The sequence below is a fragment of the Pseudomonas sp. NDM genome (assembly GCF_003105095.1).
In the GTDB taxonomy this organism is placed as follows: Bacteria; Pseudomonadota; Gammaproteobacteria; order Pseudomonadales; family Pseudomonadaceae; genus Aquipseudomonas; species Aquipseudomonas moraviensis_A.
The window spans coordinates 1-22,155 of record NZ_QETJ01000083.1 but is presented as its reverse complement, the minus strand read 5'-3'; the positions used below and the strand labels follow the sequence as shown (position 1 = coordinate 22,155).

Annotated in this window: 26 protein-coding genes; 9 read left to right on the top strand and 17 right to left on the bottom strand. The window is 59.9% G+C overall.

Translation table 11 applies throughout. The features are described from left to right. Positions 1-77: 77 nt before the first annotated feature. From DCO47_RS17050 to DCO47_RS17005, 10 genes are all read right to left on the bottom strand, one after another. On the bottom strand, positions 78-881 hold the full coding sequence (locus tag DCO47_RS17050; RefSeq protein ID WP_042608484.1) for a transglutaminase family protein: 804 nt from the start codon (positions 879-881) through the stop codon (positions 78-80). Further along, positions 878-1,828 (bottom strand): alpha-E domain-containing protein, encoded by a 951-nt coding sequence (locus DCO47_RS17045; RefSeq protein WP_042608485.1) that lies wholly within the window; start codon positions 1,826-1,828, stop codon positions 878-880. Before DCO47_RS17045 ends, DCO47_RS17050 begins: the two co-directional genes overlap by 4 nt. A 12-nt stretch (positions 1,829-1,840) precedes the next feature. Continuing rightward, on the bottom strand, positions 1,841-3,250 hold the full coding sequence (locus DCO47_RS17040; protein WP_116658523.1) for a circularly permuted type 2 ATP-grasp protein: 1,410 nt from the start codon (positions 3,248-3,250) through the stop codon (positions 1,841-1,843). Positions 3,251-3,728: 478 nt separating this feature from the next. Further along, positions 3,729-4,076 (bottom strand): ribonuclease E inhibitor RraB, encoded by a 348-nt coding sequence (locus tag DCO47_RS17035; RefSeq protein WP_003223226.1) that lies wholly within the window; start codon positions 4,074-4,076, stop codon positions 3,729-3,731. A 209-nt stretch (positions 4,077-4,285) separates the two neighbouring features. Next, entirely contained in the window at positions 4,286-4,519 is a 234-nt protein-coding gene (locus DCO47_RS17030) for a hypothetical protein (RefSeq protein WP_042608487.1), read from the bottom strand. A gap of 207 nt (positions 4,520-4,726) precedes the next feature. Further along, positions 4,727-5,602, bottom strand: coding sequence for a polyamine aminopropyltransferase (gene speE / locus DCO47_RS17025; RefSeq protein ID WP_016773785.1), 876 nt, complete (start codon positions 5,600-5,602; stop codon positions 4,727-4,729). Positions 5,603-5,843: 241 nt separating this feature from the next. Next, positions 5,844-6,035: a PLDc N-terminal domain-containing protein gene (locus DCO47_RS17020; RefSeq protein WP_016773784.1), complete on the bottom strand. Its 192-nt coding sequence runs from the start codon at positions 6,033-6,035 to the stop codon at positions 5,844-5,846. Between the two features lie 71 nt (positions 6,036-6,106). Beyond that, on the bottom strand, positions 6,107-6,637 hold the full coding sequence (locus tag DCO47_RS17015) for a hypothetical protein (RefSeq protein WP_042608488.1): 531 nt from the start codon (positions 6,635-6,637) through the stop codon (positions 6,107-6,109). 130 nt (positions 6,638-6,767) lie between these two features. Further along, positions 6,768-7,289 carry an ankyrin repeat domain-containing protein gene (locus DCO47_RS17010; RefSeq protein ID WP_042608489.1) on the bottom strand — a complete coding sequence of 174 codons (522 nt, stop codon included), beginning with the start codon at positions 7,287-7,289 and terminating at the stop codon, positions 6,768-6,770. A 95-nt stretch (positions 7,290-7,384) separates the two neighbouring features. Further along, positions 7,385-9,223: a long-chain-acyl-CoA synthetase gene (locus DCO47_RS17005; protein WP_116658522.1), complete on the bottom strand. Its 1,839-nt coding sequence runs from the start codon at positions 9,221-9,223 to the stop codon at positions 7,385-7,387. A gap of 385 nt (positions 9,224-9,608) precedes the next feature. Here DCO47_RS17005 and DCO47_RS17000 point away from each other — a divergent pair, with 385 nt between their 5' ends. Beyond that, positions 9,609-9,887 carry a DUF3509 domain-containing protein gene (locus DCO47_RS17000; RefSeq protein ID WP_016773780.1) on the top strand — a complete coding sequence of 93 codons (279 nt, stop codon included), beginning with the start codon at positions 9,609-9,611 and terminating at the stop codon, positions 9,885-9,887. A 178-nt stretch (positions 9,888-10,065) separates the two neighbouring features. On the opposite strand, the gene mtnC is transcribed toward DCO47_RS17000, so the two are convergent. The 5 genes from mtnC to aroC form a co-directional block, all read right to left on the bottom strand. Continuing rightward, complete coding sequence (gene mtnC / locus DCO47_RS16995) at positions 10,066-10,749, bottom strand: acireductone synthase (protein WP_116658521.1); 684 nt, start codon at positions 10,747-10,749, stop codon at positions 10,066-10,068. Between the two features lie 4 nt (positions 10,750-10,753). After that, a complete protein-coding gene (locus DCO47_RS16990; protein ID WP_064364629.1) occupies positions 10,754-11,299 on the bottom strand; it encodes an acireductone dioxygenase in 546 nt (181 codons plus the stop codon). Between the two features lie 92 nt (positions 11,300-11,391). Then, a complete protein-coding gene (locus DCO47_RS16985; protein ID WP_064364610.1) occupies positions 11,392-12,018 on the bottom strand; it encodes a methylthioribulose 1-phosphate dehydratase in 627 nt (208 codons plus the stop codon). Further along, on the bottom strand, positions 12,015-13,160 hold the full coding sequence (locus DCO47_RS16980) for an MFS transporter (RefSeq protein ID WP_064364609.1): 1,146 nt from the start codon (positions 13,158-13,160) through the stop codon (positions 12,015-12,017). Before DCO47_RS16980 ends, DCO47_RS16985 begins: the two co-directional genes overlap by 4 nt. Before the next feature lie 34 nt (positions 13,161-13,194). Beyond that, positions 13,195-14,286, bottom strand: a complete 1,092-nt coding sequence (gene aroC / locus DCO47_RS16975; protein ID WP_116658520.1) for a chorismate synthase — start codon at positions 14,284-14,286, stop codon at positions 13,195-13,197. Positions 14,287-14,416: 130 nt separating this feature from the next. On the opposite strand from aroC, the gene DCO47_RS16970 reads away from it, so the two are divergent. Together DCO47_RS16970 and DCO47_RS16965 are read left to right on the top strand one after the other, a co-directional pair. Beyond that, positions 14,417-15,370 (top strand): alpha/beta hydrolase, encoded by a 954-nt coding sequence (locus tag DCO47_RS16970; RefSeq protein ID WP_064364628.1) that lies wholly within the window; start codon positions 14,417-14,419, stop codon positions 15,368-15,370. 99 nt (positions 15,371-15,469) lie between these two features. After that, positions 15,470-16,261: a hypothetical protein gene (locus tag DCO47_RS16965; RefSeq protein WP_042608495.1), complete on the top strand. Its 792-nt coding sequence runs from the start codon at positions 15,470-15,472 to the stop codon at positions 16,259-16,261. A gap of 100 nt (positions 16,262-16,361) precedes the next feature. Here the strand turns inward: DCO47_RS16965 and prmB are convergent, their stop codons facing one another. Continuing rightward, positions 16,362-17,270: a 50S ribosomal protein L3 N(5)-glutamine methyltransferase gene (gene prmB, locus DCO47_RS16960; protein WP_042608496.1), complete on the bottom strand. Its 909-nt coding sequence runs from the start codon at positions 17,268-17,270 to the stop codon at positions 16,362-16,364. A 239-nt stretch (positions 17,271-17,509) separates the two neighbouring features. On the opposite strand from prmB, the gene DCO47_RS16955 reads away from it, so the two are divergent. From DCO47_RS16955 to DCO47_RS16935, 5 genes are all read left to right on the top strand, one after another. Continuing rightward, positions 17,510-18,100 carry a cysteine hydrolase family protein gene (locus tag DCO47_RS16955; RefSeq protein WP_042608497.1) on the top strand — a complete coding sequence of 197 codons (591 nt, stop codon included), beginning with the start codon at positions 17,510-17,512 and terminating at the stop codon, positions 18,098-18,100. A gap of 131 nt (positions 18,101-18,231) precedes the next feature. Beyond that, on the top strand, positions 18,232-18,552 hold the full coding sequence (locus tag DCO47_RS16950) for a hypothetical protein (protein ID WP_016773771.1): 321 nt from the start codon (positions 18,232-18,234) through the stop codon (positions 18,550-18,552). 73 nt (positions 18,553-18,625) lie between these two features. Next, entirely contained in the window at positions 18,626-19,183 is a 558-nt protein-coding gene (locus DCO47_RS16945) for a Smr/MutS family protein (protein WP_042608498.1), read from the top strand. A gap of 77 nt (positions 19,184-19,260) precedes the next feature. After that, a complete protein-coding gene (gene folE / locus DCO47_RS16940; protein ID WP_016773769.1) occupies positions 19,261-19,806 on the top strand; it encodes a GTP cyclohydrolase I FolE in 546 nt (181 codons plus the stop codon). A gap of 103 nt (positions 19,807-19,909) precedes the next feature. After that, positions 19,910-20,281 carry a glutathione S-transferase N-terminal domain-containing protein gene (locus DCO47_RS16935; RefSeq protein ID WP_116658524.1) on the top strand — a complete coding sequence of 124 codons (372 nt, stop codon included), beginning with the start codon at positions 19,910-19,912 and terminating at the stop codon, positions 20,279-20,281. Positions 20,282-20,436: 155 nt separating this feature from the next. Here DCO47_RS16935 and DCO47_RS16930 read toward each other — a convergent pair whose 3' ends face one another. Beyond that, positions 20,437-21,603: a PLP-dependent aminotransferase family protein gene (locus tag DCO47_RS16930; protein ID WP_116658519.1), complete on the bottom strand. Its 1,167-nt coding sequence runs from the start codon at positions 21,601-21,603 to the stop codon at positions 20,437-20,439. Positions 21,604-21,684: 81 nt separating this feature from the next. Between DCO47_RS16930 and DCO47_RS16925 the strand changes: the two genes are divergently transcribed. Further along, positions 21,685-22,131 carry a MarR family winged helix-turn-helix transcriptional regulator gene (locus DCO47_RS16925; protein WP_064364566.1) on the top strand — a complete coding sequence of 149 codons (447 nt, stop codon included), beginning with the start codon at positions 21,685-21,687 and terminating at the stop codon, positions 22,129-22,131. The last annotated feature ends 24 nt before the right edge of the window (positions 22,132-22,155 follow it).

The following is a 22,155-nucleotide window of genomic DNA, read 5'->3' as shown; positions in this document are numbered from 1 at the left end:
CGTGTCAGGCGATAAAGATGTGACTGACACGCCGCCATCGCGAGCAGGCTCACTCCTACAGGGGATTGTGCAGATCCTTATTGCTGCTGGACGGAGATGATCGGCGTCGGCGAGACGAACACTTTCGCGTGCATCTGCTCGCAGCCGCCGCCCCGGCGCATGCCGCGTACCGGGCAGGCATCGAGATAATCCAGGCCCACCGCCAGTTTCAGGTGGCGCTCCGGGCGCGCCAGTTGGTTGGTCACGTCGAAGCTGTACCACGCGTCATCCAGCCACGCTTCCGCCCAGGCATGGCTGGCCAGATGCTCGCAATCCTCGCTGTACAGATAACCCGAGACATAGCGCGACGGTATGCCGAGGCTGCGCGCGCAGGCGAGAAAGGCGTGCGCATGATCCTGACAGACCCCTGCACGACCGGCGAAAGCTTCGGCGGCGCTGGTGTCGACCACGGTCGAGCCCGGCGTGTAGGTCATGTGCTGATTCAATGCGCACATCAAATCGATCAGCGCGGTGCGATCACGCCGTTGCTTGCAGTTTTTCCCGGCAAACTCGCGCAAGGCTTCATCGGCTTCGGTCATGCGCGTGAAGCGCAGGAACGGCAGCGCTGACTGGCTTTCATGTTCGGCCTCGCGCAATTCATCGATATCGACCTGACCACGGGCACCAATGATGATCGCTTCGTGGGGCTCGTCCATGGTCAATACATGCAGGATGTTGCCGAACGGATCGAGTTGCGCACGCACCGGGCGCGGTAAATCCAGCTGCCAACTGAGCACGTGCTGACGCTCGCTGTCGTGAGGCGTCAGGCGCAGGTACTGGATGCTCGCGCGCACCTGATCTTCGTAGTGATAGGTGGTCTCGTGGCTTATGGAAAGTCTCATGCAGCCTCCAGGTAGGAACTGTGAATGGCGTTGCCCAACTGGCGCACCAACGGGATGAATTCGGTCAGCCAGGCGTGCAGGCCTTCTTCGAGGATTTCGTTGATGCCGGTGTAGCGCAGGCGCGCGTCCATTTCCGCCGCCAGGCGTTGTGCCGGGCGGCCGTTGGCGCCGGGCAGTTGCGCGAGGATCTGGTCGATTTCTTCGGTACAGGCACGCAGCGAACGGGGTACATCGGCGCGCAACAAAAGCAATTCGGCGACGTGCCGGGCGCCGGGCGCATCGCGGTAGATTTCGGTGTAGGCCTCGAACGACGACAACGCCCGCAGCAGCGCACTCCATTGGTAATAAGCGTGCGCCGTGCCATCGCTGACCGCTTCGGCCTGATCGCCGGCCATTTCGTAGCGGGCATCGAGCAGGCGCAGCGTGTTGTCCGCGCGCTCGATGAACGTGCCCAGACGGATGAAGCGAAACGCGTCGTTGCGCATGATCGTGCCGTAGGACGCGCCACGAAACAGATGCGAGCGCTCCTTGATCCATTCGCAGAAACGGCTCATGCCGTAGCGGCTCAGACCCTGTTCGGCGATGCCGCGAATTTCCAGCCAGGTTGCGTTGATGTTTTCCCACATGTCGGCGGTGATTCGCCCGCGCACCGCATGGGCACTGGCCCGCGCCGCGCCGAGGCAGCTGTAGATGCTCGCCGGGTTGGCCGCGTCCAGCGCAAAGAAATGCAGCAGGCGTTCGGCGTGCAGATCGCCGTGGCGGTCATGGTAATCATCGAGAGTGCCGGTAATCAGCAACGGCATGGCGAGTTCGTGCAGACCATCGCCGCGCCCGTCCTGCGGCATCAGCGACAGTGAATAACTGATGTCGAGCATGCGTGCGAGGTTCTCCGCACGCTCCAGGTAACGCGACATCCAGTACAGATCCGAGGCAGTTCTACTTAACATGGCAAGCTTCCTTCAATCCTCGACTACCCAGGTGTCCTTGGTGCCGCCACCCTGGGAGGAATTCACCACCAGGGAGCCTTCACGCAACGCGACACGGGTCAAACCTCCGGGCACGACCCGGGTCTCGCGGCCGGACAGTACGAACGGGCGCAGGTCGATATGGCGCGGCGCGATGCCGTTTTCGACAAAGGTCGGGCACGTCGACAGCGACAGCGTCGGCTGCGCGATGTAGGCATGGGGCTTGGCTTTGATGCGCTCGCGAAAGGCATCGATTTCCGCGGTCGTCGCGGCCGGCCCGACCAGCATCCCGTAACCGCCGGAGCCCTGGGTTTCCTTGACCACCAGATCCGGAAGATTGGCCAGCACGTGGGACAACTCGGACGGGGTGCGGCATTGCCAGGTCGGCACGTTCTTCAGAATCGGCTCTTCGTCGAGGTAGAAACGGATCATGTCGGTGACAAACGGGTAAACCGATTTATCGTCCGCCACTCCGGTGCCGATGGCATTGGCCAGCACCACATTGCCGGAGCGATAGGACGACAGCAGCCCCGGCACGCCGAGCATCGAATCCGGGTTGAATGCCAGCGGGTCGAGGAAGGCATCGTCGAGGCGGCGATAAATCACATCGACGGCTTTCGGGCCGTCGGTGGTGCGCATGAACACCTTGTCGTCGCGCACGAACAGGTCCGCGCCTTCCACCAGTTCAACGCCCATTTCCCGCGCGAGAAACGCATGCTCGAAGAACGCGCTGTTGAAGCGCCCCGGCGTCAGCACCACTACGCTGGGGTTGTCGATCGGACTTGAGCTTTTCAGGGTGTCGAGCAGCAGATTGGGGTAGTGATCGATCGGGGCGATGCGCTGAGCGGCGAACAGCTCAGGGAACAGCCGCATCATCATCTTGCGGTCTTCGAGCATGTAGCTGACGCCGCTGGGTGTGCGCAGGTTGTCTTCGAGGACGTAATAAGTGCCATCGCCATCGCGCACCAGATCGACGCCGGAAATATGCGAATAGATGTCGCGGTGCAGATCCAGGCCCTGCATTGCCAGCTGGTATTGCTCGTTGGCCAGCACCTGTTCGGCGGGAATGATCCCGGCCTTGATGATGCGCTGCTCGTGGTAGAGGTCGGCGAGGAACATGTTCAGCGCCTTGACCCGCTGGATACAACCGCGCTCCACGATTCGCCATTCACTGGCGGGGATGCTGCGCGGAATGGTGTCGAACGGAATCAGGCGCTCGGTGCCCTGCTCGTCGCCATAAAGCGTGAAAGTGATCCCGGCACGATGGAACAGCAGATCAGCCTCGCGTCGGCGTTGCGCAAGCAACTCGTCGGGCGTCTCGGCCAGCCAGCGGGCAAATTCCCGGTAATGCGGGCGAACCAGTCCGCCAGCATCGTACATCTCGTCAAAACAGGTGCGGATCATGCCGTACTCCTTGTCACTCCGGACATACAGGCCTTCGCAAGGCCCGTGCCATCGGCATAAACGCTTTGAATTCAATCGGTTGTGCATCCACGCCAAAGGCAGCGCACCATTCCTGTGCGGCAAATGCCCCGCCCCGATTGCCCCCGCTTCATTGCGACGCACTGCATCGCCTATCACCAGCATAGTCAGAGTTGATTTCACTGCCCGGCAGCGACTGCGGATAATCCGCGCATTCGCTGCAAAACTTCATCGGCATGGCGCTGCGAGGCGGCTCGCCGGATTGACCTGGACTGCCGTGGCAGCCCCGCCCCGCAAAGACTTCACTGCATACCCGTCTTCCCTTTTAGCCACCCTCTCCGGTGGCTTTTTTTTGCCTGGGATTCTTGTTTCAGGGTTTTGCCACAGCGATTTTGTGCATGCCGAAAACGACAACGGCCGACCCGAAGGTCAGCCGTTGCCCGATACAAAATGCTCAAGCTCAATTCAGGCGGTAACGATTGCGCACCTCCTGCTTCACGCCCCAACCCTCGATAATGCCGCCCAGCGGCTCGACCACGGCGGAAAAGCCCTGCTCGAAATCGCCAATGTCGTCGTAGGTTGCGTACATCACTTTGCTCAATTCCAGCGACCAGGCGCCATCGTCGCGCGCACTGACCTGGGCATTGATGGACTCACCGCGAAATTTGCCTGCTGCCCTGCGCGCCCGCTCCTCGTCCGGGAAAATCGCGTAGAACTCGATGGGATGGAACCGGGAAAAATCGAAACCGCCTTCTTTCATGCGGCGCAGAACGTTGCTGCTGATGTCTTCTTGATAGGCTGTGCTCATGAATCGTCCCCCTCGATTGATGGATAGACTTTCCGTATTCCCGCCCCGGGCCTTTTGGCCTAAGTACTACGGCAACGTGGTTGCGCGCGGGAAACAAGCATGTAGCTGACAAGACCAGACCTTAGCGATCCATTCGCTGATCTCGCTTGCAGAGTAGCCCCAAGAGAGCGCCGCTGCCAAGGCCTGGTTTACGAGATGACAGGATGTGTTCAGACAGGTGTGATGCTGCGGATTTCGATGCCGTTCTGAGTCTTGAGGTTTTTCACCCCGGCATCGGCGGTGCGCCCTTCCAGATCATTGAGATCCAGCTGGGCGGCGACCGGAAGAAGCCGCTCCTTGATCAGCCGCGCGGCTTCATCATCGGACGGGCATTCCTCACGTTCGAAGATCTCATCAACGATTTCACCATGATCATCCACGAAAGTGACTTTCCACTTTTGCATCAGTGCCTCCTCGATCAACCCGTAAATGGGCTTACCTTTATCTCGACTTTTTTCCGCGAGAGTTGGTTCAAAAGGATTACAGCCGATGATCGTGAATTGTAGGAGTGAGCCTGCTCGCGATTGCGGTCTGCCAGTCACAGATACATCGACTGGGAAAAAGCTTTCGCGAGCAGGCTCGCTCCCACAAAGAGGTTTTGCGGGGAAGTATTAGTCGTTGCTCGGCTTGTTCACCGCTTGCAGCACGTATTGCGGCAGAGCGAATGCGCCGATGTGGATTTCCGGGTTGTAGTAGCGGGTAACGATGCCGCTGCCGATGAAGCGCTGTTGCAGGGTTTCACGGCTGAGCTTGCGGTAGGCCGGGTTGGTCGAGCCCCAGGCGAAGGTCATCGAGCCGCCGATGTAGGTCGGCACGGCGGCCTGGTAGAAGTGCCAGTCCGGGAACAGGCTGCGCAGGCGGCCCGCGGTGGTTTTGACTTCGTCGATCTGCATGAACGGCGTGCCGTTCTGGGTGACGAGGATGCCGCCTTCGTTCAGGCAACGGTGGCACGCCTGGTAGAAGTTCTCCGAGAACAGCACTTCGCCCGGGCCGATCGGATCGGTGGAGTCGGAAATGATCACGTCGAATTTTTCAGTAGTGGTAGCGACGAAACGCATACCGTCATCGATCACCAGGTTCAGGCGCGGGTCGTCGTAGGCACCGGCGGAATGGTTCGGCAGGAATTCCTTGCACATGTCGACCACGGTGCCGTCGATTTCGACCATGGTGATGTGCTCGACGCCGGCGTGCTTGGTCACTTCGCGCAACATGCCGCCGTCACCGCCGCCAATGATCAGCACGCGCTTGGCAGTGCCGTGGGCGAGGATCGGCACGTGGGTGAGCATTTCGTGGTAGATGAATTCGTCGGCTTCGGTGGTCTGGATCACGCCGTCCAGCGCCATCACCCGGCCCATGCGCGGGTTCTGGAAGATCACCAGATGCTGGTGCTCGGTGCGCACTTCGTGCAGCAGTTTTTCCATGCGAAAACGCTGGCCGTAGCCTTCGTAGAGGGTTTCCAGGTACTCGCTGGTCTTGGTGACGGTCATGGTCAAGTGCTCCGATAAATGCGCGGGCGCCATCGTGGGGACGATTGCCCGGGAAAGGCGCGCATTCTACGTTGCCGAAGATGACAGGTCGAACCTCAGCTCGTTTTTTACCACCGCAAACCACTGTGGGAGCGAGCCTGCTCGCGAAAGCGGAGCATCAGTTGCCGGTGATGGCGACCGACACAACGTCTTCGCGAGCAGGCTCGCTCCCACAGGGATGACAGTGTGATCGAAAATCAGCTCAGATCCGGACGTTGCCCCGTGGCCCGGCAATCGCCCAGATGATCAGGCCCAGCACCGGCAGGAGGATGATCAGCAACACCCAGACGATTTTCATCCCGGTGGAGGCGCCGCTTTTCAGCACGTTGATGATTGCCCAGATGTCGAGGGCAAGGATGATCAGGCCAATCAGACCGTTGAACGTGGAACCCATGGTGTCGCTCCAGAATAGTGGCATGCACTTTTAGGATAGACGGTCGCGCGCAGGGTTCCCTTTTATTGCGTTCAGACGTGAACGGCGACCTTCAAGGCCTCCAGTGCCGGCGCAGCGACGATGCCAATCCCGGCGCACAACTCGAGCACGCGAGGCACATCGTTGCCGTAGACCAGGACCATTTGCAGTTCATCGTCGAGCAACTGGCTGAAGTTCATCAGCGTGTAGCCGCCGTTTTCCTTGTTCAGGCTGCTCATCTGCACCTGAATGCGGTTGAGTGCGGTCAGCGCTTCGGTCTTCGCCAGTTGCTTGGGCTTGAGGTTGAAATCCACGCCCGGACCGAACGAGGCAACGATTTGTGCGAACAGATCGACGTAGGTGTCGGCCTGGAACAATACGGTTTCCGGCAGGCTACCAACCACCACCCACTCACCCAGCGGAATCGGGAAAGTGTCGTCGTAGTTGATGTCCGGGTTGGCTGTCAGAAAAGCATCGGCATCGGCGTAGGCCTGCGCGGCTTCGTCGGCCACTTTCAGGATCTCGTCCTCGCCCATGCAGCCGGAGCTGATTTTGCTGATGAGTTCGACGAGTGCGGCTTTCATGAGGCGGATCCTGTGATGGAGGTAGATTTTGCGGGCGCGAAGAATAGCGCAGAAAAGCAAAAGATCGCAGCCTTCGGCAGCTCCCACAGATTCTGCGCGTGATTGCGGACCGGCTGCGATCTTTTGACGTTTATGAAGCCAACAACTTTTCCAACTGCGCGGTGGTATCGACTGCGCCCATGGTCCGGGCCGCATCCAGCGCGGTGACGCCATTGGCGTCCTTGGCTTTCGGGTCGGCACCCTTGCCGATCAGGTAATCGACGATTTCAACGCGGTTGAACATCGCCGCCATCATCAATGCCGTGCGGCCGTCGAACGACGAGCCTTCGATTTCGGCGCCCGCCTCGACCAGCGCTCTGACCACCGCCAGATCGCCTTTGAACGCAGCGCCGGCAATCGGGCTCTGGCCGTTGCCATTGCGCATTTCCGGATCGGCTTTGTGTTTAAGCAGGACCTTCACCGCATCAACATGGCCGTAGTAGCTGGCGAGCATCAGCAGCGTGTCGCCCTTGCTGTTTTTCAGGTTCACTGGCAGCCCGGCAGTCACCAGGCGATCGAGCATCTCGGCATCACCGTCGCGCGCCTTGTTGAAAACCTGCTCGGTGAATTCGGCAGCTTCCTCAGGGGTCATCTGGCGGCTTTGGTCAGACATGTGGCACTCCATTTCGGTCTATCGGAAAGCCGACAGTTTCCCGAGCGCGACGGTGGCTGTCACTCGGTTTTTTCCGAGCGGCCCGATAGCCACACTCAATACCGATGTTTGCCCTGTTGAATTTCAGCGAGGATTTCCTCACTGACATGCACATAGGTTGCGCTGCCCGGCAGCCAGGCGAAGATCGGGTCATCGCCCGTAAGACCGGGGTCGAAGCCTTCCTTTTTCAAGCGGGTCTTCTGGTATTTGAAGGTTCCGGTGGTCTCCATTTTCACCTTCACCCGCAGGAACAACGGCACGGCGTAGGCCGGCATACGCTGCCGGGCGAAACTCAGCAATTCGGCGAAATCCAGCGTGGCCAAGGATTCGGCGGGCGTGATTGCAGCCATCCCCGCACGTCCGTTGGTATTGGGAATTTCTACGCCATACGCCACCGCTTCAGAAATCAACGGATGCTGCAGCAACAGGTTCTCGACTTCGGTGGTCGACACGTTTTCACCCTTCCAGCGATAGGTATCGCCGAGGCGATCAACGAACTGCGCGTGACCGAAACCGATGTTGCGCAGCAGGTCGCCGGTGTTGAAAAAACGATCGCCCTTGTTGAACACATCGTGCAGTACGACGCGGGCGGTTTTCTGCGGATCGGTGTAACCGTCCAGCGGCGCCTTGTCGTCGATCCGAGCCAGCAGCAGGCCCTGCTCGCCCTTGCCGACCTTGCGCATGAAACCGTCATCGCCGCGCAACGGCTCGCCACTGTCGTGATCGTAGGCAACCAGTTCCCAGTCCATCAGCGAAAAACCGACGGTGTTGTCGAAATTGAGGATATTGCTGAAACCGATATTGCCGTCGCTCGCCGCGTACAGCTCACAGATGTGCTCGACGGCAAAACGCGTCTTGAACTCGGCCCAGGCACCGGGACGCAAGCCATTGCCGATCATCTTGCGTACGTCGTGGCAGCTGTCATCGGCGCTGGCCGGTTGCTCGACCAGATAGCGGCACAACTCGCCGACATAACCGATAGTGGTCGCGCGATAGCGACGCACATCATTCCAGAACTGACTGGCGCTGAATCTGCGCCGGATGGCAAAACCCGAAGCGCCGTTGATCGCCGATCCCCAGCACACGCACAGGCCGGTGGCGTGATACAGCGGCAAGGTGCAATAGACGACGTCGTCCGGGCGCATATCGAGGGCGATCATGCCGAAGCTCGCCGAACTGCGCATCCAGCGGCCGTGCTTGAACACCCCGGCCTTGGGCAGGCCGGTGGTGCCGGAGGTGTAGATATAGAAACAAGGATCGTCGAAGAAAATCTGCGCGCTGCTCGGCGGGTTATCGCTGCTGGCGTCGGCACTGGCGCTGATCAGATTGACGTAACCGTCGGGCGCGATGCCCGGATGGCTGTAAGTGTCGTGATCGGCGACAAACCATGTGCGCGGTGCAGCGATAGAAACTTGATCACGCACGCCGGCATAGGCCACCTTCAACTCTTCGCCGACCACGATGGCCACGGGTGCGACCAGGTTGATGCTGTGGATAAGCGTGTCTCGTATCAGCGAGGTATTGAGCAGCGCACTGACCGCACCGAGCTTGGCCAGCGCGAGAATGGTCACCAGCAATTCCGCACGGTTCTCGATGAACACCGCGACCACATCACCCTTGCCGATGCCCTGCTCGCTCAGATAATGCGCGATGCGATTGGCCCACCGGTTGACCTGCGTGTAGGTCAGCGCAACGTCATCCTGCATCAACGCCACGCCGTCTGGATTGCGCAGCGTCGCTTGCTCGAAGGTCCAGCCGAGGCCACACGTTTGGGTCGGATCCGTGACGTTGGCGACCTTCATGCCTTTCACCACTCGGGGGATGGCTTTGGCGATCATCGGCAGTTTGCGAAGCATCATGCTCCAGGTAATCGTGTCGCTCGGTGCGTGACGCATGAAAGCTCCCCGTTCGACCCGGGCGTGCGGATCGCTGTTCTTGTTATCGGGTATCGCTGCAACCGACGCGTTTATATCGAGGGTCGAGAAGGAAAGTACGTCAGCGCTCGCGGGGCTGTACACGCGGTTTTTGCAATGATTTGTATCCCGTCGCACCGACGAGGTGGGCGTCGATTCTGGTACGGACGTTTGGTTCCGTAGCACAGAGAAAAATCACGCAAAATGCAGGATGCACGATGGCCATTCATGCAGATTGCACGACACCTGCAAAATGCAATGCTTTTAACATGTTGATTTTAAAGGGATTTTATTCGAATCAATACTGGCACAAACGCTGCAACTACCTCCGCATGCTTGCCATTCAAGTACATACGGAGCTGATGACATGAGCCTGATTCAAGAAAAATTTACATCGCTGTTCTCCAACTACGAAGTCAGCACTGCCCCACGTCCTGACGGTGGCATCCTGCTCACTCTGCGTAGCAGCGACGGCAAAGTCTTCAAACGCGCACTCTCGTATCAGCAACTGCACGCCGGTGACCAACTGTCCTGGGCGATCAGCGCGATCCGCCGTGACCTGGCCGAACAAGCCAGCGAGTTGCCGCAAATTGCGATGCTGCAGAGCCAGCAGCGTTTTGCCCTGCCGACGTATCACTCGCTGTAAGTTGCTTTAAACAAAAACAGGCCGTGGAGCATGCGCTTCACGGCCTGTTTGTTTATGTCTGCGACATACCTACTGTGGGAGCGAGCCTGCTCGCGAATGCGGTGTTGTCAGATACAAATTACTTCACTGACACATCGCTTTCGCGAGCAGGCTTGCTCCTACAATTTCCACTGTAGGGTCAGAACGCTTCCGGTTCGATTCCGGTAAAGCTGTCCACCGTGACGTGCCCAGGCAACTCCCCGCCTTCACGCGCCAGACCGCAGGTCTTCAGACCGGCTGACTGCGCAGCATCGAGCTCTTCGACGATGTCCGACAGAAACAGGATTTCATCTGCTTCAACACCGACCGCCTGCTGAATATTGCGATAGGACTGCGCCTCACGCTTGGGCCCTGATGTGGTATCGAAATAGCCGCTGAACATCGGCGTCAGATCGCCCGCCTCCGAACAACTGAAGATCAGCTTCTGTGCCTGGATCGAGCCGGACGAGTAAACAAACAGCTGATACCCGGCCGCATGCCAACGTTGCAGCGCTTCGACTGCGTCCGGATAAACGTGACCTTTCAGTTGCCCGGCCTGATAGCCCTGCTCCCAGACCATGCCTTGCAATGCCTTGAGCGGCGTGGCCTTGCGGTCTTCGGCGATCCAGCTCAAGAGGATTTCAACGACGCGTTCAACGTCGGCGTGCGCCTCATTGCTGTCGCGGCGTACGGCGTCGAGTTGCTCAGCGACGTCGGTGCGGGAAGCGTTCTGGCGCACGAAATCCGGCAAGTGTCTGGCGGCGTAGGGAAACAGCACATCGAAGACAAAACTCACCGCGCTGGTGGTGCCTTCGATGTCGGTGAGGATGGCTTTGATCGACACGGTTTCAGTCCTCCAGACGCGGGAAGCGGCCAGCGATGTCTTCGCCGGTGAAGTTGGCAACCCAGCCTTCCGGGTTGTTGAACAGACGGATCGCCACGAAATGTGGATGCTCGCCCATGTCGAACCAGTGCCTGGTGCCCGCCGGAACCGAGATCAGGTCGTTCTTCTCGCACAGCACGGCATAGACGTAATCGTCGATGTGCAGGGTAAACAAGCCGCGACCTGCGACGAAAAATCGCACTTCGTCTTCGCCATGGCGGTGCTCTTCGAGGAACTTGGCGCGCAGTTCGGCTTTTTGCGGGTGATCACTGTTGAGACTGATCACATCAACGGTGATGTAACCGCGCTCGGTCATCAGCTTGTCGATCTGCTCTTTATAAGCGCTGATGACTTCTTCCTGACTGGCGCCGGGCTGGATCTTCGCGGCGGCTTGCCAGCGGTCGAAACGCACGCCCTGCTCGGCCAGCGTCGAAGCAATGTCTTCGAAATGGGTCAGCACCTTGTTGGGAATCTCAGGGCTGGAAACGTGATAAACGGACAGGCTGCTCATGGGCAATTCCTCGGTAGCGGCGGCGCCGTCCGGCTCTTCAAGACCGGTCGGGCGCAGCATGTCATCAGGCAAACGGGCTGTTTCTGGTGAACTCAGCCTTGGCGGTTCATGACGCTGCGGGTTTTCAACTCGCATTCAAACAGGAATTCGAAAGCCTCGATCTGCCGTAGTGCGTCGCTCATCTGCGCGCCCCACGTGTAGAGGCCATGCCCGCGAATCAGATAACCAACGCAGTCGGGATGGGCGTCGAGCCAAGGCTGCACCTTGGCGGCGAGGCGCGCAATGTCCTGATCATTGTCGAAAATCGGCACACGCACCCGTGATTCGTGGGTGGAAATGCCGCTGAAAGCTTTTTGCAGTTCGTAGTCTTCAAACTCGATGAAGGCTTCCGGGGTCAGGCGCGACAGCACCGTGGCATTCACCGAATGGGTGTGCAGCACCGCGCCGATCTCCGCGCGCCAACTGTAGAGTTGGGTGTGCAGCAAGGTTTCGGCGGAGGGTTTCTTGCCCGGCTCCAGGCTGTTGCCGGACAAATCGGTGGCGAGCACGTCATCCACGCTCAACTGGCCTTTGTGTTTGCCCGACACGGTCAGCAACGCCTCGCTTGGCGACAGGCGTGTCGAATAGTTGCTGCTGGTGGCTGGCGACCAGCCGCGGCCATATAGAAAACGCCCGGCGTCGACGATCTGTTGGGCGAGCTGTTCACGGCTAAGGCTCATGGCCTGTCCTCTTGCATACGGGTGGCAATGATAACGGCAGCGGCGAGCGCTGCGAGACTGGCAATACTAAAGGTCAATGTCGGGCCGAGGGCATTCCAGCTGTAGCCGGAATACAGCGCGCCGAGCGCCCCGCCGGTGCCGGCCAGTGCCGCATACAGCGCTTGGCCCTGACCTTGCTGGCGGGCGCCGAAACTACGTTGCACGAAAGCGATGGCAGCCGCATGAAAGCTGCCAAAAGTCGCTGCGTGCAGCACTTGGGCGAACAACAGCACCCAGAGAAATTCAGCGAACGACCCAAGTAGCAGCCAGCGCAACGCCGCCAGCAGGAAACTCGCCAGCAGCACCCGGCGCAGGGAAAACCGCGCCAGAATGCGACTCATGGCCATGAACATCAGTACTTCCGCGACGACGCCAACAGCCCAAAGCATGCCGATGACGCCACGACTGTAACCGAGGCGCTCGAGGTGCAAAGTCAGAAAGGTGTAATACGGCCCGTGGCTGACCTGCATCAGCGCCACACAGGCATAAAATGCCAACACGCCGGGATGGCGCAATTGCCTGAGAAAGCCCTCACCCGCCGGCCGATTGCCCTGCGCGGGTTGCGCGTTCGGCACCCACAGACTGCTCAGAACAATGCCGGCCATGATCAGCACCAGTGCCGCCGGGTAGATGTCCAGGCTCAGCCATTCGAACAAACGCCCCAAGACCACGACGGTGATGATGAAGCCGATCGAGCCCCACAGGCGAATCTGACTGTAGCGCGAGGTCTGACCCTGCAGATGCGCGAGGGTGATGACTTCGAACTGCGGCAGCACCGCGTGCCAGAAAAACGCATGCAGAGCCATGACCATCGCCAGCCAGGCATAGGTCTGGCTGACGAAGATCAGTGAAAAGGTCAGCAACGTGCAGACCGCGCCAAAGCGCACGATGGCCAGGCGTCTGCCGGTGTAATCGCCGAGCCAGCCCCAGATGTTCGGCGCCACGCAGCGCATCAGCATCGGAATCGCCACCAGCTCGCCGATGCGCGCGGCGCTGAAGCCGAGGTGATCGAAGTACAGCGCCAGAAACGGCGCCGTCGAACCGAGCAAGGCGAAATAGAACAGATAGAAACTGGACAGCCGCCAGTACGGGAGCGCCGCCACGCCGGTTATGCCGCGACGGCTTCGAGCGCAGCCATCAGAGCTGGCCCAGCACCGGCGTGCTCACCCGCACATCGGCGTTCTGCCCGCGGTGGCGCAACAGGTGATCCATCAGCACGATGGCCATCATCGCCTCGGCGATCGGCGTCGCACGGATGCCGACGCACGGGTCGTGACGGCCCTTGGTGATCACATCGACCGGGTTGCCGTTCACATCGATCGAACGCCCCGGCGTGGTAATGCTCGAGGTCGGTTTCAACGCCAGATGCGCAACGATCGGCTGACCGGACGAGATACCGCCGAGGATGCCGCCAGCGTTGTTGCTGAGGAAACCTTCCGGCGTCAGTTCATCGCGGTGTTCGGTGCCGCGCTGGGCGACACAGGCGAAACCGGCGCCGATCTCCACGCCCTTGACCGCGTTGATGCTCATCAGCGCGTGGGCAAGCTCGGCGTCGAGGCGGTCGAAAATCGGCTCGCCGAGACCCGGCATCACCCCTTCGGCGACCACGGTGATCTTCGCCCCCACCGAGTCCTGATCGCGGCGCAATTGGTCCATATAGGCTTCCAGCTCCGGCACCTTGTCTGGATCGGGACTGAAGAAGGCGTTCTCCTCTACCGAATCCCAGGTCTTGAACGGAATCTCGATCGGGCCGAGCTGGCTCATGTAACCGCGAATGACGATGCCCTGACTGGCCAGATACTTCTTGGCGATCGCCCCGGCCGCCACGCGCATCGCGGTTTCCCGGGCCGAACTGCGGCCGCCGCCGCGATAATCGCGCTCGCCATACTTGTGGTGGTAGGTGTAGTCGGCGTGGGCCGGGCGGAACAGGTCCTTGATCGCCGAGTAGTCCTTGGACTTCTGATCGGTGTTGCGAATCAGCAGGCCGATCGCGCAACCGGTGGTGCGGCCCGCGAACACGCCGGAGAGGATTTCGACTTCATCGGCTTCCTGACGCTGGGTGGTGTGGCGGCTGGTGCCCGGTTTGCGGCGATCGAGGTCGCGCTGCAGATCTTCCAGGGAAATCTCCAGGCCCGGCGGGCAGCCGTCGACAATGGCGACCAACGCCGGACCATGGCTTTCGCCAGCGGTGGTGACAGTGAACAACTTGCCGTAGGTATTGCCGGACATGCAGGACGCTCCGTGAAATCAAACCCGAATTCTTGATGCGCGCCAGTATACGCAGGCTAACCGAGTAGTTCATCCTCGAACCTTAGTGGTGCTGGCGAGTCCAACCGGCACCTTGACCAATGATGGCGTGATGATGCTGCGAGTTCTGATCTTGAGTCTTACCCTCTTCACCGGCTTTGCCCAAGCGACAGTCCTACAACGCCCGGTCACTCTGGACACCGGCAGCGGCGAACTTTTCGGTTCGCTGTTGCTGCCCAAGTCCGACAGCCCGGTGCCGATTGTTCTGATCATTTCTGGCTCGGGTCCTACAGATCGCGACGGAAACAACCCGGACGGCGGACGCAATGACAGCCTCAAGCGTCTGGCCTGGGTGCTGGCCAAACACAACATCGCCAGCGTGCGCTACGACAAGCGCGGCGTCGCGGCGAGCCTGGCGGCGGCTCCCGATGAACGTAATCTGTCGGTGGAAGGGTATGCGGCGGACGCGGTGGCGTGGGGGCAGAAGCTCAAGGCTGATCCGCGCTTCGGCAAACTGATTCTGCTCGGCCACAGCGAAGGCGCACTGATTGCCAGCCTCGCCGCGCCGAAGCTGGACGCAGCGGCGGTGATCTCGCTGTCCGGCAGCGCGCGGCCGGTCGATCAGGTGATCCGCGAGCAATTGGCCCGCAGCCTGCCGCCACCGCTGATGCTGCGCAGCAACGAACTGCTCGACAGCCTCAAGGCCGGGCACACCGATGACAACGTGCCGCAACCGTTGCAGGTGATTTTTCGCCCGAGCGTCCAGCCATATCTGATTTCGCTGTTCCGCCAGGATCCGGCGCAAGCCTTTGCACAGCTGAAAATGCCGGCACTGATCGTCCAGGGCAGCAACGACATTCAGGTCGGCACCGAAGACGCGAAGCTGCTCAAGGCGGCAAAACCGGACGCGCAATTGACGGTGATCGAAGGCATGAATCATGTGCTGCGCATCGTGCACAACGATATGAAGCGGCAATTGGCCTCCTACAAGGACCCGAATTTGCCACTGGCCGCCGAACTGGGCGCCGCCGTCATCGAATTTATTGACGGAATTCGCGCGAGTTAACTGCTGTTTGCCCTCCAGTCCGGCAGAAAACGGCCGATAAGCCTTTGTCGCCAGCGCAACGTCTGGCGGCAAGCAGGGCTTGGACAGGATCTCGCCGTTATGACTGACACCCAGACTTCACCCGACACCACCGCCGAAAAAGACGCTCCGCCAGCGGTCGAACTGCCGTGGGCGGACGTGCAGGCCGAGCACCACAAGATGCTCCGCCTCGCGCCGCTGCAGACCGATCGCAATACCGGTGGCCGGCCGTTGCGCTTCGTCGAATTCGGTTACGCCGAGCGCAACAGCAAAGAGCGCAGCCTGATGCGCATGGCGATCAAGCTGCCAAACCAGCGCGTGCGCAAAGAGCAGAATCATCTTGATGTGTGGGTCGACCACGCGACCAAACGGGTGAGCTTCGGTCCCGACAGCGGCCTGCAGATCGAACCGCTGAACCGCGGCATCGGCCGTTTCATGGCCGCGCAAGGCATCAACTGGGCGAAAAAACGCTGGCCCGGTTACACCGTCGACGGCATGGACCTGAACAACAAGGACGCGCTCAACGAAGACACTCGTTTGCGTCGTGATCATTTTCTGCGCGTGCACGGCTTCGACGTAGCCTATGCCGATGCCCAGCATTTGAAAGGCAGCATCAAGGCTGTGCAGGTCGGCGATCTGCTGGGTGACTGGAACAGCGAAAAGCTGCAGATCGTCGAGATTCTTGAGGCTGCGCAGATGTTGCAGCAGGCCGAACAGAATCTGGCCGAACAGGAAGTGAAGCTGAAGAAGCAGGAAGAGAAAGTCAGCAAGTTCAAGCGTGAGGACGCCGGACTGCGTTTCACCATTACCTGTCTGGTGGCGTTTGCGGTGTTTCAGGCGGGATTGTTGATCTGGATTGCTACCCACCGCTGATGGCTTGAAACCGCGTCGCGGCTATTCGCGAGCAGGCTCGCTCCCACCCTGGAATGCATTTCCCTGTGGGAGCGAGCCTGCTCGCGAAGCTTTTAACCGGTCAGACGCGAGCTGCGAAAAGTGCCTGATGCGCGCGGCACTGCTCCGCTGTCAGCATGAACACGCCATGCCCGCCGCGCTGGAATTCCAGCCAGGCAAAATCGACTTCCGGGTACAACGCTTCAACGTGCACCTGGCTGTTGCCCACCTCGACAATCAACAAACCCTTCTCGGTCAGATGATCCGCCGCTTCGGCGAGCATGCGCCGGACCAGATTCAGACCATCATCGCCGCAGGCCAGACCGAGTTCCGGCTCGTGCTGGTATTCGTCCGGCATGTCGGCGAAATCTTCCGCGTCGACGTAGGGCGGGTTCGACACGATCAGATCGAAGCGCTGCCCCGGCAGGCCATCGAAACCATCGCCCTGCACTGTGTAGACGCGCTCATCGACGCCATGGCGCTCGATGTTCTGATTGGCCACTTCCAGCGCTTCGAATGACAGATCCGCGAGCACCACTTCGGCGTTCTGGAATTCGTAGGCGCAGGCGATGCCGATGCAGCCGGAGCCAGTGCACAGATCGAGAATCCGCGCCGGCTCGTCGCCGATCCACGGCGCAAAGCGGTTTTCGATCAGCTCACCGATCGGCGAACGCGGGATCAGCACGCGCTGGTCGACGATGAACGACATGCCGCAGAACCATGCTTCGCCGAGCAGATAGGCGGTTGGGATGCGTTCTTCGATGCGACGCTTGAGCAGCCGTTGCAGGCTGACCAGTTCGTCATCTTCCAGTGCGCAATCGAGGTAGCTGTCGGCGATTTCCCACGGCAGGTGCAAGGCGCCCAGTACCAGTTGGCGCGCCTCGTCCCAGGCGTTGTCGGTGCCATGGCCGAAAAACAGATCCTCCCCATGGAAGCGGCTGACGGCCCAACGGATGTGGTCGCGCAGGGTACGAAGTCGGGAAGTGATCACGGCGTAGAGCTCCAGAAAAAACGACTGGCGATTCTAGCAGCCAAAACGCCCGACGACGACGCAGGAAAAACCGTGCGGCGACGGTAGGAGATTTCTTTTTTTTGCATCAGGCATTGAACGGAACGTGTAACTTGACAAGGCTGCAGGCCAAGAACGACGGCGCCTACGATGGTAGCGATTCACAGAACCGCTCAGCCAGAGGACAATGTCGCAAAAGCCCCACCCCGAGGAGCCCCAGAATGTCCGTTCCAAAAACGATGTTTCAACTCAGCGGCCGCGGTTACGCAGCGGCCACACTGAGCCATGCCACCGTGGTCATCATCGATGCCCAGAAGGAATACCTCAGTGGCCCGCTGGCCCTGAGCGGCATGGACGCGGCCGTCGCGAACATCAAACAAGTGGTTGCCGCAGCCCGTGCCGCCGGTCGGCCGATCGTGCACGTGCGTCATCTCGGCACCGTTGGCGGCCTGTTCGACCCGCAGGGCGAACGTGGCGAATTCATCCCCGGCCTGGAACCGCAGGGCGATGAAACCATTATCGGCAAACTGCTGCCTAGCGCGTTCCATGGCACCGAATTGCTCGAGCGTCTGCAAAACCTTGGTTCGCTGGACCTGATCGTTTGCGGTTTCATGAGTCACTCCAGCGTCAGCACCACGGTGCGCGCGGCGAAGAACCTCGGTTTCCGCTGCACCCTGGTCGAAGATGCCTGCGCGACCCGCGATCTGCCGTTCAAGGGCGGCGTGCTCAGTGCTGAACGCGTCCAGGAAGCGGAAATGGCGATCATGGCCGACAACTTCGCCACGCTGGCCAAGACTCAGGAGCTGATCTGATCCTGCCCTTGTGAGCGGTGCGTTGGCGCCGCTCATCCGCTATATCCGCTGATTTGCCGCAAATGCCATAGCCTCAGGAACAACCCGGTCAACTCCCGGTCGAAGGGCCGATACCATTGAGGAAGGTCGGAATGAAGTTATCCGATGGATTTGACGCACGCCGTTTGCGGCCCAAGGGCCAAAGCAACTGGCGTTTTCGATTTGGCGCGGCGATCTCGGCGATTCTGGCGACGTTCGGCGTGCTGCTGGCGATGGCCGGCGCAGCCAGCCTGCTCGGGCGCCCGCCGGCGCTGGGTGACCTGAACGCATCACCGCTGGGTTCGGCAATCATGCTCGCGGTCGGTTTGCTGTTCCTGTACTTCGGCGTTGCCCTGTGGCGCCGCTGCCGCCGTCGCGCACGGCAATCGCGGGAACTGAACATGTCCCCGCACCTGATGAAAAAACACGACTGACCGACGGCCTGGCTTTTTGCCGGGCCGTTTTGTGTCGACTTGGGTAAACTGGCCGCCCTTCGCGGAGGCTGACATGCAAGACGACGATTTTTCTCTGTTCAAAAGTGCGATCCAGGGCGTCAAGCCGATCAAGCACGACCGCGCCGACACCGGCAAACCCAAGGCTGACCGCGCGCAGATCGCCAAGCTGCGTCAGTCCGCCACCGTGCGCAGCGACACCACTATCATTGACGGCCTGTCCGACCAGTTCGTGATCGACGTCGGCCCGGAAGACGAGCTGATGTGGTCCCGCGATGGGGTGCAGGAAAGCCAGATGCGCAAGCTCAAGGTCGGGCAGATCCCGTTCGAAGGCAGCCTCGATCTGCACGGCATGAGCGTGGAAAAGGCCCGGGAAACGCTCTGGGCGTTTCTCGCCGAAGCCACCAGATTCGAAATCCGCTGCGTACGCGTGACTCACGGCAAGGCGGTGCGCCTGGATGGCAAGCGGCCGATGATCAAAAGCCACGTCAACACCTGGCTGCGCCAGCACGCCCAAGTTCTCGGCTTCTGCTCCTGCCAGGCCCGCCACGGCGGCGCCGGCGCCGTTTATGTGATGCTTAAACGGACGATGATGGAAGGTCGCGACGAATAAAGCCGTCACACCGAACTTGCAGGGTTGTGTCCGCCACCGTACCCTTGCCCTTTGCGAAAATCCCCACAGGTAGTTTCATGTCCCTGGAACAGAATTACACCGCGATTCTCGGCCAATTGGGCGAGGACGTGTCCCGCGAGGGCCTGCTCGACACGCCAAAGCGTGCCGCCAAAGCCATGCAGTACCTCTGCCGCGGTTATGCACAGACGCTCGAAGAGGTCACCAACGGTGCCCTGTTCAGCTCCGACAACAGCGAAATGGTGCTGGTCAAGGACATCGAGCTGTATTCGTTGTGCGAACATCACCTGCTGCCGTTCATCGGCAAGGCGCATGTCGCCTACATTCCGAGCGGCAAAGTGCTGGGCCTGTCGAAAGTGGCGCGGATCGTCGATATGTACGCCCGTCGCCTGCAGATTCAGGAAAACCTCAGCCGGCAGATCGCCGATGCGGTGATGCAAGTCACCGGCGCGCTGGGCGTCGCTGTAGTGATCGAAGCCAAGCACATGTGCATGATGATGCGCGGCGTCGAAAAGCAGAATTCCTCGATGATCACCTCGGTGATGCTCGGTGAGTTCCGCGAAAACGCAGCAACCCGTAGCGAATTCCTCAGCCTCATCAAGTAATTCACAACAGAAAAGAGCCGGCGTTGATCGCCGGTTTTTTTTCGCCCGTGAAAAATCGGGTAAGCTGCGCGCCTTTCTTCATTTGCACCGTGAGGCTTTCAACGTGTTCGTCAAAGCGCTTCGTGTCGGCCTCGGCCAACTGGTTGTCTTCATCGACTTCATCACTCGGCCGGCCAAGAAGAAACGCCCCGCCGCTGCTCAGGCGCAAGTCGACGCGGCCGCGAAAGATCTGACACTTTATCAATTCCACGCCTGCCCGTTCTGCGTGAAAACCCGCCGCGCACTGCATCGCCTGAATGTGCCGGTGGCGCTGAAAGACGCGAAGAACAACGAGCACGATCGCCAGACCCTGCTGGAACAGGGCGGCCGGATCAAGGTGCCTTGCCTGCGTATCGAAGAGAATGGGCAGACCACCTGGATGTATGAATCCAAGGTGATCGTTGATTATCTGGATAAGCGGTTTGCCGCTGTCTGACATTTCCGGGGAATGCCGTAAGCGCTATCGCGAGCAGGCTCACTCCTACAGGGGGACGCATTCCAACTGTAGGAGTGAGCTTGCTCGCGATGAGGCCATTACAGGCCCCCATAATCTCAGACAAAAAACCGGTCCTTGTGCCGTTTTATTTATATTCACGCCGCCCTCTCCATCTGCGCCCGCCGCACCACCGCCGCCAATCGCTTCAACCCTTCATCCAGCCGAGCCGGATCGATGTGGCTGAAATTCAGGCGCAGATGCCCATGATGTTTGTCCGGCTCGGGAAAGAACGGCTCACCGGGCATGAACGCCACGTCGTTAGCCAAGGCCTCTTCGAGCAATGTCCGCGTATCCAGCGGTTGCTTCAGTGTCAGCCAGAAAAACAGCCCGCCCTGGGGCATGTTCCAGTCAGCCAGGTCGGCAAAATGTTGTTCCAGCGCCAACTGGAACGCATCACGCCGCTGCCGATAGAAATCACGCAATTCGCTTAAATGCTGCTGATACTTCTCTGAGCCGATCCATTGCAGCGCCTGCCACTGACCGATGCGATTGGTGTGCAGATCAGCCGATTGCTTGAGCTTGAGCAGGTGCGGAAAAAGATCCGCACTGGCAATCAGGTAACCGACACGCAAGCCTGGGAGCAAGGTTTTCGACACGGTACCGGTGTAGATCCAACTGGCTTTTTTCAGGCGGGCGGCAATTGGTGTTGCGCTGCCACCGTCGAAGGTCAAGTCGCGATACGGCTCGTCCTCGATGAGAGTGACGCCGAATTCATCAAGCAAGGCGGCAACCGCGGCGCGCTTGGCCTCGCTGTAGCGCACGGCGGATGGATTCTGGAAAGTCGGGATCAGGTAAATGAACGCTGGACGATGCCGCTCGAGACGACTGCGCAGTTGCGCCAGGTTCGGGCCGTCGGGTTCTTGCGGCACGGTCAGGCAATCGGCGCCGAACAGCTGGAAGATCTGCAACGCGGCCAGATAGGTCGGTACCTCCAGCAGAATTTCCGTGCCTTTATCGATATAAAGCTTGGCTGCCAGATCGAGGGTTTGCTGGGAGCCGCTGACCACCAGCACCTGACTCGCCTGGCATTCAAGGCCCAGCGCCCTCGCCTCTGCCGCCAACGCCTCGCGCAATGCCGGCTCGCCTTCGCTCATACCGTACTGGCCCAGCGCTATGGGCATCTCGGCCCAGTCCACTTTCGGCAGCATCGCTTCAGCGGGTAAACCGCCAGCGAACGACATCACCTCCGGACGCTGGGCCGCCGCAAGGATTTCTCGGATCAAGGAACTTTTGAGGCGTGAGACACGTTCGGAAAAAGCCATTGAGGTCACCGTAGCAAGGCATGCGGAAAATGAGTCAAACTGTTTGACTGAAATTACGGCAGCGTAAGCGAGTACGTCAATATGTTTGACCTTAAAAATCCCACCAGTCAGCAACAGGCCATGGAAGCGTTTTTCTTCGGCTACCAGGCGTTCACGGCCAAGGCTGATGAAATGCTCGAGCGCCGCGGCCTCTCACGGGTGCATCAGCGCATTGTGTTTTTCATCGCGCGCTATCCGAACCTGAGCGTGAAGGAGTTGCTGGCTTTACTCGGCGTAAGCAAACAGGCATTGAACATGCCGCTGCGCCAGTTGCAGGAAATGCATCTGGTCGACAGTGTCGCTTCACAGACGGACAAGCGTAAGCGGCTATTGGAGCTGACGGCGGAAGGTGCGAAGTTCGAGCAGGCACTGCGCCGGGAACAGGTGAAATTGCTGGAACGGGTATTTGCCGAGGCTGGCGAAGCGGCGGTGAATGGCTGGTTGGCGGTGAATCTGGCGTTGGGTGGCAGTCTGGAAACTCTTGAGTGAATCAACAGGCGCTTTCGCGAGCAG